Annotated in this window: 10 protein-coding genes; all 10 read left to right on the top strand. The window is 67.3% G+C overall.

The features are described 5' to 3' along the window. The first annotated feature begins 143 nt into the window (after positions 1-143). Positions 144-1,811, top strand: coding sequence for a urocanate hydratase (hutU, locus tag K7W03_RS25060; RefSeq protein ID WP_065847677.1), 1,668 nt, complete (start codon positions 144-146; stop codon positions 1,809-1,811). Positions 1,812-1,918: 107 nt separating this feature from the next. Further along, positions 1,919-2,782 carry a phenylalanine 4-monooxygenase gene (phhA, locus tag K7W03_RS25055; RefSeq protein WP_025551576.1) on the top strand — a complete coding sequence of 288 codons (864 nt, stop codon included), beginning with the start codon at positions 1,919-1,921 and terminating at the stop codon, positions 2,780-2,782. Positions 2,783-2,849: 67 nt separating this feature from the next. Beyond that, entirely contained in the window at positions 2,850-3,890 is a 1,041-nt protein-coding gene (hppD, locus tag K7W03_RS25050; RefSeq protein ID WP_025551574.1) for a 4-hydroxyphenylpyruvate dioxygenase, read from the top strand. A 312-nt stretch (positions 3,891-4,202) separates the two neighbouring features. Further along, on the top strand, positions 4,203-5,114 hold the full coding sequence (gene cpaB, locus K7W03_RS25045; protein ID WP_065847675.1) for a Flp pilus assembly protein CpaB: 912 nt from the start codon (positions 4,203-4,205) through the stop codon (positions 5,112-5,114). Positions 5,115-5,332: 218 nt separating this feature from the next. Continuing rightward, entirely contained in the window at positions 5,333-6,454 is a 1,122-nt protein-coding gene (locus tag K7W03_RS25040) for a type II and III secretion system protein family protein (RefSeq protein ID WP_044662947.1), read from the top strand. A 2-nt stretch (positions 6,455-6,456) separates the two neighbouring features. Beyond that, positions 6,457-7,608, top strand: a complete 1,152-nt coding sequence (locus tag K7W03_RS25035; protein ID WP_103001776.1) for an AAA family ATPase — start codon at positions 6,457-6,459, stop codon at positions 7,606-7,608. After that, positions 7,605-8,933, top strand: a complete 1,329-nt coding sequence (locus tag K7W03_RS25030; protein WP_025551566.1) for a CpaF family protein — start codon at positions 7,605-7,607, stop codon at positions 8,931-8,933. Before K7W03_RS25035 ends, K7W03_RS25030 begins: the two co-directional genes overlap by 4 nt. Then, complete coding sequence (locus K7W03_RS25025) at positions 8,927-9,820, top strand: type II secretion system F family protein (RefSeq protein ID WP_222887612.1); 894 nt, start codon at positions 8,927-8,929, stop codon at positions 9,818-9,820. The genes K7W03_RS25030 and K7W03_RS25025 overlap by 7 nt, the downstream gene beginning before the upstream one ends. Then, positions 9,820-10,683, top strand: a complete 864-nt coding sequence (locus K7W03_RS25020; protein ID WP_025551563.1) for a type II secretion system F family protein — start codon at positions 9,820-9,822, stop codon at positions 10,681-10,683. The genes K7W03_RS25025 and K7W03_RS25020 overlap by 1 nt, the downstream gene beginning before the upstream one ends. Further along, positions 10,680-11,003 (top strand): tetratricopeptide repeat protein (locus K7W03_RS25015; protein WP_226870494.1); only part of this gene is annotated, 324 nt, incomplete at its 3' end. The genes K7W03_RS25020 and K7W03_RS25015, both read left to right, overlap by 4 nt.

Raw genomic sequence — 11,003 nt, 5'->3', positions numbered from 1 at the left:
CGGTGCTTCGGGAGGTTTTGGGGGGATGTTTGCGGTTTGCGGAAGGGGGTGGGTGAAGGTGACGTCTCACCCTCACCCTTCCGCCGCGCTTTGCGCGGCTCCCTCCCTCTCCCGGTGGGAGAGGGAATATGGAAGGATGTTCGATGACTCGGATCGATAATGGGCGTGTTGTTCGGGCGGATATTGGCACCGTTCTGCGGGCGAAGAGTTGGTTGACCGAGGCGCCTTTGCGGATGCTGATGAACAATCTGCATCCCGATGTGGCGGAGCGGCCGGAGGAGTTGGTCGTCTATGGCGGGATCGGGCGGCCCGCGCGGGATTGGGAGAGTTATGACCGGATCGTCGAGACGCTGACGCGGCTGGAGGAGGACCAGACGCTGCTGGTGCAGTCGGGGAAGCCGGTGGGGGTGTTCCGGACGCATGCGGATGCGCCGCGGGTGCTGATCGCCAATTCCAATCTGGTGCCGCATTGGGCGAATTGGGCGCATTTCAACGAACTCGATAGGCGTGGCCTCGCCATGTACGGGCAGATGACGGCGGGGTCGTGGATCTATATCGGCACGCAGGGGATCGTGCAGGGCACCTATGAGACTTTCGTCGAGATGGGGCGGCAGCATTATCAGGGCGATCTTTCGGGCAAGTGGCTGCTGACCGCCGGGCTGGGTGGAATGGGGGGCGCGCAGCCTCTGGCGGCGGTGATGGCGGGGGCTTCCTGCCTCGCGGTGGAGTGTCAGCCGAGCCGGATCGAGATGCGGTTGCGGACGGGATATCTGGATGTGGCGGCTTCCTCGATTGACGAGGCCTTGGCGATCATCGGGGAGAGTTGCCGGGAGAAGAAGCCGGTTTCGGTGGGGTTGCTGGGCAATGCGGCGGAGGTCTTGCCGGAACTGTTCCGGCGGGGGGTGCGGCCCGATCTGCTGACCGACCAGACCAGCGCGCATGATCCGGTGAACGGCTATCTGCCCATCGGGTGGACCGTGGCGGAGTGGATCGAGCGGCGGGAGCGGGAGCCTGAGGCGGTGGCTAGGGCGGCGAAGGCGAGCATGGCGGTGCATGTGCGGGCGATGCTCGACTTTCAGGCGGCGGGGGTGCCGACGACCGATTATGGCAATAATATCCGGCAGATGGCGAAGGATGAGGGGGTCGAAAACGCCTTCGATTTTCCGGGGTTCGTGCCGGCCTATATCCGGCCCCTGTTCTGCCGGGGAGTTGGGCCGTTTCGCTGGGCCGCGCTGTCGGGCGATCCGGAGGATATTGTCCGGACCGACGCCAGGGTGAAGGAGTTGCTGCCCGATGACGCGCATCTGCATCGGTGGCTGGACATGGCGCGGGAGCGGATTCGCTTTCAGGGACTGCCGGCGCGGATTTGCTGGGTGGGACTGGGGGACCGGCATCGGTTGGGGTTGGCCTTTAACGAGATGGTGGCGAAGGGAAAATTGAAGGCGCCGGTGGTGATTGGGCGGGATCATCTGGATTCGGGGTCGGTCGCCTCGCCCAATCGGGAGACGGAGGCGATGATGGACGGGTCGGATGCGGTGAGCGACTGGCCTTTGTTGAATGCGATGTTGAATGTGGCTTCGGGGGCGACATGGGTTTCGCTGCATCATGGCGGCGGGGTCGGCATGGGCTATTCGCAGCATGCGGGCATGGTGGTCGTTGCGGATGGAACCGAGGCGGCGGCCAGGCGATTGGAACGGGTGTTGTGGAACGATCCGGCGACCGGCGTGATGCGGCATGCGGATGCGGGCTATGAGATTGCCCGGACTTGCGCGCGGGAGAAGGGGTTGGACCTGCCGGGAATATTGGGATGACACTGTTTCAGATTTTTGGGTGATGTGATGATCCTGTTTCAGGAAAACGGGGAATGGGCGCGGAATTGAAACCCCTTTTCCCGTCTGGCGTGCGATAAGGCTTTCCTATGGCACATGCGGAACTGACACTTCCCGAAGGCGCGGCTGCGGACTGGACGGTTCCGCAGGACTGGGCGGCCTATACGCCCGACGAGCATGCGATGTGGGACCGGCTGTTCGAACGGCAGGCGGCGATGCTGCCCGGGCGGGTGGTGCCGGAATTTCTGGATGGGCTGGATATTTTGCGGATGACGAAGCCGGGGATTCCCGACTTTGCCGAATTGTCCGAGCGGTTGATGAAGCGGACCGGCTGGCAGGTGGTGGCGGTGCCGGGGCTGGTGCCGGATCGGGTGTTCTTCGAGCATCTCGCCAATCGGCGCTTCGTGGCGGGGCGGTTCATCCGCAAGCCGGAGCAGATCGACTATCTGCAGGAGCCGGACATTTTTCATGACGTGTTCGGCCATGTGCCCTTGCTGACCCATCCGGCCTTTGCCGATTACATGCAGGCCTATGGCGAAGGCGGGTTGCGGGCCGACCATATGGGGGCGATCGATCATCTCGCGCGGCTTTACTGGTACACGGTGGAGTTCGGGCTGATGCGGCGGGGCGACGACCTGCGGCTTTATGGCGCGGGGATCGTTTCATCCTTTGGCGAGTCGGTGTTCGCGCTGGACGATGCTTCGCCCAACCGGATCGGATTCGATCTGGAGCGGTTGATGCGGACCGAATACCGGATCGACGACTATCAGCAGAGCTATTTCGTCATCGACAGTTTCGAGGATCTTTTGCGCAGGACTTCGGACGTCGACTTTGGGCCGATCTATCGCGCGCTGGAAGGGGCGAGCGATCTGGCGCCCGATGCGGTGCTGGCGGAGGACCGGGTCTATCATCGCGGCACGCAGGACCATGCGCGGGCGAAGATGGCATGCTGACGCGGGAGACCGATCCTGTTTTCGCTGCGGGCATCGCGCCTTTTCCATAATCGAGAGGATTGCCTTCATGGCTGACATCATCAATCCGCTGGGCCTGAACGGCTTCGAATTCGTGGAATTCACCTCGCCCGATCCCGAAGCCATGGGGCGGCAGTTCGAACAACTGGGCTTCGTCGCGAGCCATCGGCATCCGACCAAGAATATCACCCGCTACAGGCAGGGGCGCATCAACCTGATGCTGAACCGCGACGATGCCGGGCGGGTGGCGGCTTTCCGGGGCGAGCATGGGCCGTCCGCGAGCGCCATGGCCTTTCGCGTGGCCGATCCGGAGGCGGCGATGCAATGGGCGCTGGAGCATGGCGCGAAGCCGACCGATGAGGACGATACCGTGATCCAGGGGATTGGCGGCTCCTATCTCTATTTCATCAAGGATGGGGAAGACCCGTATGCGGGCTGGGCGGAGTTTGCCGGGTGGCGGGAGGCCGAGGCGGCGAACAATGTCGGTCTCGATCTGCTCGACCATTTGACGCATAATGTGCGGCGCGGGCAGATGCGGGTGTGGAGCCAGTTCTACCGCACGCTGTTCGGGTTCGAGGAGCAGAAATATTTCGACATCAAGGGGCAGGCGACCGGGCTGTTCAGTCAGGCGATGATCGCGCCGGACAAGGCCATTCGCATTCCGCTGAATGAAAGTCAGGACGACAAGAGCCAGATCGAGGAGTTCATCCGCCAATATCATGGCGAGGGAATTCAGCATCTGGCGCTGACCACCGACAATATCTACGATACGGTGGAGAAGTTGCGGGCGCGGGGCGTCAGGTTGCAGGATACGATCGAGACTTATTATGAGCTGGTCGACAAGCGGGTGCCGGGGCATGGCGAGGATTTGGAGCGGTTACGGAAGAACCGGATATTGATCGACGGGTCGGTGGAGAATGGCGAAGGGATTTTGCTCCAGATCTTCACCGAGAATATGTTTGGGCCGATCTTCTTCGAGATCATCCAGCGCAAGGGGAATGAGGGTTTCGGGAACGGAAATTTCCAGGCCCTGTTCGAGAGCATCGAGCTGGATCAGATACGGCGCGGAGTGATTTCGGTCGATGCCTGAGGGGGCGAACTCCCCGGTTTGATTTGCTTTGTGCTCCTGCGGCCCGAAGGGGGGCGTAAGCCAGGGCAGGAGCACGGGGGATTGTGGGGCAATCGGAACCGGTTCGGATCAATCGCGGCTGCTTTTGCGTAGCAGGCGGACGCAAAATCCCGGCGGCACCATATGCAAAGCGTGCTTTTCGCGACCTGTCCGCACTCCATGACTTTGCACCGTTCCGGTTGCTTCTTTCATGCCCTGACAATCGCCCAAAGCCTATGAATTCCCTCGGTCGAAGCATTTTGCGTTCACGCAATATGCGCATGGGGGAAAGCGATGCGTTTGGGTTTGAGGGCCAGGCTGACGATCGCCATCGGGCTGACCGCCGCTTCGGCTTTTCTGCTGCTGGGCGTCAGGGAATTGCGGAACGCTTCCGCCGCGACGGTTGAGGGCCGGGACGCGCCCGCGAGGGTGGCCGCGCCGGTCGCGCTGCTGGTGCAGGCGGCGCGGGCGATCAGGACCGGGGAGACGATCAGCGCCGCCATGATCCGCAATGCGGCGGGCGATCCGGCGCGCTTTCCCTATGCCGCGACCTCCGCCGAAGTGGTGGGGAAGGTCGCCACGCGGGAGATTCCGGCCGGGGCGCTCATCGCCCGCGACGCGGTGGGGATGGAAAGCAAGCTCGCCATTCGCGTGCCCATGGGGATGCGCGCCATCAGCATCGACACGACGGCGGAGATCGCCGTGGCCGGGCTGGTCCGGCCGGGCGACCGGGTGGATGTGCAGGTCGTCTATCCGGGGGCGGACGCCATCAGCGGGGCGCGGGGAGCCGGACGCAGCCGGGCGCAGACGCTGTTGCAGATGGTGCAGGTTCTGGCCGTCGGTGAAGTGGTGGTGGGGACGCAGCAGGCGTCCGGAGCCAATGACGGCGTGGAGGGGGCGCTGGCCGCCCCTCCCCCGCCTGCGCGGACGGTGACGCTGGCCTTGACGCCGGAGCAGGTGTCGACGCTGTCGCTGGCGAAAAGCACGGGCGCGCTGACGCTGTCGCTGCGCAATCCGGCGGATAGCGCGCAGGTGGCGGTGGCCGTCGCGGCTTCGGCCGGGTTGGAGCCGGGGGTCGCGCCGGTCGCGCCTAGGGTGGTGGCGGTGCCTGCGCCGCGTGCCGTGGTCCGCCCGGCGGCGCATGCCATCGAACTGGTCGTGGGCGACCGGCGCGAGACCATCTATTCGGGGAGTGGCGGGCGTTGAGGAATTCCGGGCATTTTGGGTTGAGCCTTTCGATCCGGTTCAGGGACGCGGATTGGTCTTGTTTTCAGTCATCCCGGCGGAAGCCGGGATCTCCGGCGATAGGGCGCGGTCTGGCCTCACGAGATCCCAGCTTACGCTGGGATGACGGTGTTTATGGGCGGCGCGCTGCTCTATGGCCGGTCGCCGGGTTGATCGCGCTGGCCTTGCCCTTGGGGGCGATGGCGCAGACGGCGTTGCGGGTGAAGGAGCAGCATGTCCTGTCCTACCCCCGCGCCATCGGGCGGGTCGAGGTGGATCGGGAGGGGGTGCTGGCCGTCGCCGCGCCTTCGGCCCGGTCGCTGCGGCTGACGGCGATCGGCGAGGGAGAGGCGACCGTCAGCGTCTATGGCGGCGATGGCGGGTTGATCGCGCGAGAGCCGGTGCGCGTGGGGGCCGATGCGGCGGCGAGCGCGCCGGTGGTCCGGGCGGGCGAGCAGGTGGTGGCGGTGGATGTGCAGTTCGCCGCCGTGTCCGCCACGACGCTGAAGGCGCTGGGGTTCAATTTCTCCAGGCTTTCCGGCGATATTCAGGGGGCGATCGTTTCGCCCAGCAGTCTGGGGAGCGCATCCTTCAATCCCGATGGGCTGTCGCTGGAGGCGAGCGCGCCGATCCAGAATGCGTTCAACCTGTTCCTCTCCGCCCCCAATCGGGGGATCGGGGCGGTGTTGAGCGCGCTGTCCTCCAACGGCCTGTCGCAGCTGCTGGCGCAGCCGACCCTGCTGGTGCGGTCCGGCGAGCAGGCGAGTTTCCTGGCCGGGGGCGAGTTTCCGGTGCCGGTGCCGCAGGTTTCGGGGTCCGGCAATACGCTGTCCATCCAGTATAAGGAATTCGGGGTGCGGTTGTCGGTGACGCCCTTCGTGTTGTCGAAGGAGCATATCGTGCTGAAGATCGCGCCGGAGGTCAGCGAACTCGATTATAATAATGGCGTGCAGTTGCAGGGCTATGTCGTGCCGGGGCTGCGGCGGCGGTCGGCGGAGACGACGGTCGAACTGGGCAGCGGGCAGAGCTTCGTCATCGCAGGCCTCAGCTATTCCAGCCAGACGGTGACGAAGGAGAAGACGCCCCTTCTGGGCGATATTCCGGTGCTGGGCGCCTTCTTCAAGCGGCAGCAGAACCAGAAGGAGAAGCAGGAGCTGATCATCGTCGCCACGCCCCGGCTGGTGGGGCCGGTGAAGCCGGAGGAGGTGCCGCCCCTGCCCGGCGCGGCGACGGCGGGCATCGATCCGGGGATAGGCGACATGATTTTGGGCACGGACGGGCTGGACCAGTCCAGCGCGCCCTTCGGCGTGGTGCGGCGGTGAGCATGGCGAAGATCCTTCTGCTGTCGGTCGACCGGATGCTGGCGCAGCGCATCGAGGAAGCGGCGGGCGGCCGCGCCACGGTCGAGCTGGCGCAATCGGTCGAGAGCGAGGCGCTGGACGGGCCGGCGCTGATCGTCATCGACCGCGCCGCCATTCCGCCCGAGCGCGCCCTGTCGGTCGCGATCGGCGCCGTGGTGGCGGGCGCGGGCGGGCGGCCCGTGCTGCTGGCGACGGATGAGATGGAGGCGGGGCCGCTGCTGCGCGCCATTCGCGCCGGCGTGCACGACGTCGTTCCGCGCGACGGGGAGCGCGGGGAGATCGCCCCCATATTGGCGCGGCTGTTGAACGAGGCGGCGGCGGACCGGGGCAGCCGGGGACGGCTGACGCTGCTGCTGGGAGCGGATCGCGACGCCTGCGCGATGGTGGCGACGGACATGGCCGTCGCCACGGCGGCGCGGGGATCGACGCTGCTGATCGACTGCACCCTGCCGACGAGCGCGGCGGCGACCTATCTGGACCTGGGCGTCGATTATGGGCTGGCGTCCGCGATCAGCGACATGGACCGGCTGGACGCCAGCCTGCTGGCCAGCACGGTGGCGCGGCATGGGCCGAGCGGGTTGATGCTGCTGACCTTCGACGGCGGGACCGGCGCCGAACCGGCAGGACTGGGCCCGGGCGACCTGGCGGCGCTGATCCGGCGGCTGCTGGGCTGTTGCGGGCATGTGGTGTTGAATGCGGGGAGCCTGCGCCATGGCGGGCTGCTGCGCGAGGTGGTGGCGGAGGCGGATCGGGTCGAACTGCTCTGCGGCCAGACCATTTGCGAGATCGAGGCGTGCCGCCGCCTGCTGGACAGGATCGGGACGGAGCGCGAGCGGATAGAGGCGATGCGGCTGCTGGTGTGGGACCATCTGCCCGGCGTGCTGCTGGATGGGCGGCGGATGGCGGATGCGCTGGGGGTCGGCGCGGCGCTGGCGCTGCCCATCGACCGGGCGCGGATGCGCAATGCGCTGAACGCCGGGCGGCCGATGGCGATGGAGGCGGATGGCGGGGCCTATATGGCGGCGATCCGGCGGGTTTGCGGGGTCGCGCCGAAGCCCGGCGGGATCGACCGGTTGCGGGGGGCGATGCTGCGCGTCGTCCAGCGTGCGTCATGAGCCTGCTGACCGGCGAAGAGGGCTTCATTCCGGCGCGGGAGGTGCGGATGGCGCCTGTCGCGCAGCCGGCGGCGCAGCGGATGAGCGACATCTATCAGATCGCCAAGGCGCAGACCTGCGCCCAGTTGATCGAGCAGCTGGAGGCGCGGGGCGATACGGCGGAGACGCTGGGGCCGAGGGCGCTGCGCGAGGAGATAGAGCAGGTCGTCGCCAGCCGCAGCCGCCGTGGGCAGATGGCGCTGAACAGCGCGGAGCGGCTGCTGCTGATCGAGGATGTCGAGGATGAGGTGGCGGGCATGGGCCCGCTGGCGCCGCTGCTGCGCGATCCAGGGGTGGACGACATCATCGTCAACGGGCCGGGGCATATCTATGCCGAGCGGGGCGGGTTGCTGGAGAAGGTCGAGACGCGGTTTCGCGACGACGCGCATCTGATGAACATCATCCAGCGGATCGTCGGGCCGATCGGGCGGCGGGTGGATGAGGCCAGTCCCTATGTCGATGCGCGGCTGGCGGACGGGTCGCGGGTGAATATCGTCATTCCGCCGGTGGCTCTGGATGGGCCGACGCTCTCTATCCGCAAGTTCCGGTTGCAGAGCATGACCATCGAGGACTGCGTTTCGGCGCAGATGATGAGCGCGGACATGGCGGCTTATCTGAGCGCGGCGGTGCGGTCGCGGCTGAACATATTGATCTGCGGCGGGACGGGGGCGGGCAAGACGACTTTGCTCAACATGCTGTCGACCTTCATCGGCGACCGGGAGCGGCTGATCACCATCGAGGACGCCGCCGAACTGCAGTTGCGGCAGAGCCATGTGGTGCGGCTGGAGACGCGGCCGCCGACGGTCGACGGCAGCCGCGAGGTGAGCAGCCGCGAACTGGTGCGCAATGCGCTGCGGATGCGGCCGGACCGGATCATCCTGGGCGAGGTGCGCGGCGTCGAGGCCGTGGAGATGTTGCAGGCCATGTCGACCGGGCATGACGGGTCGATGGCGACGCTGCACGGCAATAGTCCGAGGGACGCCTTTGCGCGGCTGGAGATGCTGCTGGGCTTTGCCGGGGTGCAGAGTGACGTGCGGGCGATCCGGCGCTTCATCGCCAACAGCGTGCATGTGGTGGTGCAGTTGCAGCGGCTGTCCAACGGCAGCCGGCGGGTGATGTCGGTGAGCGAAGTCACCGGGCTGGAGGGGGACGCCTATTCGCTGAATGAACTGTTCGCCTTTCAGGAGCAGCCCGCGCTGTCGGGGACGGGGGAATTTCGCACTTTGTCGTTGCGGCCCTTTTTCGCGGGGCGGCTGAGGGATTATCGGGGCGCGCGGCCGTGCTGAGCGGGGCGGCCTTTCTGATATTGTCGCTGCTGATCCTGATGGGGATCGGCTGGCCATTGCTGGCGCGGCAGGCGCGGCAGCGGGCGGCGATCGACCGGCGGCTGGGACTGGCCCCGACCGCGGCGATGCCGCGCCCGGCGGTGCTGGCGGCGCCGGACCGGATGGCGCCGCTGCTGGCGCAGGCGCAGATCGACGTGACGGCGCGGGCGCTGGGCATGGTCGGCGGCGGGCTGCTGCTGATCGCGCTGTTCGCCCTGCTGGCGGCGGGGCCGGTGGCGGCGCTGGCGGTGGTGGCGGGCGTGCCGATGGCGCTGGTCGGCTGGGTGCGGCGGCGGGCGCAGCGGCGCGTGGAGGCGCTGATCGAGGCATTGCCCCATTATATCGACGCGGTGCGGCAGATGCAGGCGGTCGGCAATTCGCTGGCGCAGGCGCTGGACCGGGCGCTGGCCGACGCGCCCGCCGTGGTGCGGAGCTATATCGCGCCGGTCGCAAGGCGGCTGGAGCTGGGCGCGCCGGTGGCCGATGCGATGCAGGTGCTGGCGGAGCGGCTGCGCGTTCCTGAAATATCGATGCTGGCCGCCGCGATCCGCACGAACATGCGCTATGGCGGGTCGATTTCGGCGGTGCTGCTGAACCTGGCCAACATCCTGCGCGAGCGCATCCGCATCAAGCGCGAGCTGAAGGCCGCCATTTCCGAAGCGAAGATCAGCGGCCGGGTGCTGATCGTCATGCCGCTGGTGGCGATGGCCGTGCTGGTGGCGATGAACCCCGATTATATCGGTTTCTTCCTGCGCGATCCGCGCGGGCATCGGCTGGCGGCGATCGCGCTGGTCTTGCAGGGCATGGGCATGCTGGTGATGCGGCGGGTGATGAGGCTGGCCTTCTGATGGGGGCGCTGTTCCTCCTTTGCGCGGCGCTGGGCGTCGCCTGCGCCGCGATGGGCGTGCGGATGCTGCTGGCCGACCGGCGGCTGGAGGCGCGGCTGGGCATGGCGGGCGACCGGCCGGGCTTCCGCCTGCCCGTGGCCTTCGCCGCCAGGGGGCGGGACCGGTCGGAGATTGCCGACAGGCTGATGCTGGCGGGGTTCCAGGATGCGCGGGCGGCGGACCGGTTCGTCTGGGCGCGGATGGCGGCGACGGTCGGCGCGGGGCTGGCGGCGATGCTGGTTTCGCGGATCGGCTGGGGCGGATTCCTTGCCCGGCCCCTGCTGATCGTCATCGCCGCCGGCCTGACCTATGTCGGGGCGAAGCAGGCGATCCATCTGCTCGCGGCGCGGCGGGCGCGGGCGATCATGGCGGAATTTCCCTTCCTGCTGGACCTGATGCTGATGATGCTGGAAAGCGGCATCTCGCTGGACCAGTGCTTCCGCGCCATTGCGCGGGACGAGGCCATTGCGGTGCCGCACCATGCGCGGCTGATCGCGATGCTGGTCGCCGATCTCGACCGGGGCATGCGCTATGAGCAGGCGCTGGACCGCTGGGCGGCGCGGGTGGCGGTGAACGGGGCGAAGGAACTGGCGGCGCTGTTCCGCCAGGCGCTGTTCCAGGGGGTCGAGCTGGCCCCCGCCCTGCGCGAATTCGTGCGGGAGTTCACCCAGCGCCGCGTCGCCAGCGCGCGGGAGGCGATGGGCGGCATCACCGTGCGCATGGTGGTGCTGATGATCCTGTTCTTCATGCCCGCCCTGTTCGTGGTGCTGGGCGGGCCGCCAGTGGTGGCGATCTTCGATACTTTGCGGGGGGTGTCGCAATGAGGCGGTTGATGCTGGCGGCGATGCTGATGGCGGCCGCGCCGGGGGAAGCGGAGGAAGCGCCCGACACGCGAGGGCTGTATCTGCAACTCATCCACCAGGCGCGGGCCGACGGGCGGCCACGGGCGGCGCTGGCCTATCTGGACGATTTCGAGCGGCGCTATCCGGGCGATGCCGAGGCGCGGCTGCTGCGGGTCAACAGCCTGATCGACCTCGGGCAGATCGACGCGGCGGAAGTGGTGGTCCTGCCGCCGGAGACGGCGGGCGGTGGGGTCAGCGCGGTGCGCGGGCATCTGCTGGCGGCGCGGGGGCGGTGGGACGAG

The organism is Sphingobium sp. PNB (assembly GCF_019873065.1).
GTDB lineage: Bacteria > Pseudomonadota > Alphaproteobacteria > Sphingomonadales > Sphingomonadaceae > Sphingobium > Sphingobium fuliginis.
The sequence above is the reverse complement of the archived record's forward strand: the minus strand, read 5'-3'. Positions and strand labels throughout refer to the sequence as shown.

Coding starts and splice junctions, on each gene's coding strand:
- hutU (WP_065847677.1), top strand. CDS start 144: ATGACTCGGATCGATAATGGGCGTGTTGTTCGGGCGGATATTGGCACC.
- phhA (WP_025551576.1), top strand. CDS start 1,919: ATGGCACATGCGGAACTGACACTTCCCGAAGGCGCGGCTGCGGACTGG.
- hppD (WP_025551574.1), top strand. CDS start 2,850: ATGGCTGACATCATCAATCCGCTGGGCCTGAACGGCTTCGAATTCGTG.
- cpaB (WP_065847675.1), top strand. CDS start 4,203: ATGCGTTTGGGTTTGAGGGCCAGGCTGACGATCGCCATCGGGCTGACC.
- K7W03_RS25040 (WP_044662947.1), top strand. CDS start 5,333: ATGGCGCAGACGGCGTTGCGGGTGAAGGAGCAGCATGTCCTGTCCTAC.
- K7W03_RS25035 (WP_103001776.1), top strand. CDS start 6,457: ATGGCGAAGATCCTTCTGCTGTCGGTCGACCGGATGCTGGCGCAGCGC.
- K7W03_RS25030 (WP_025551566.1), top strand. CDS start 7,605: ATGAGCCTGCTGACCGGCGAAGAGGGCTTCATTCCGGCGCGGGAGGTG.
- K7W03_RS25020 (WP_025551563.1), top strand. CDS start 9,820: ATGGGGGCGCTGTTCCTCCTTTGCGCGGCGCTGGGCGTCGCCTGCGCC.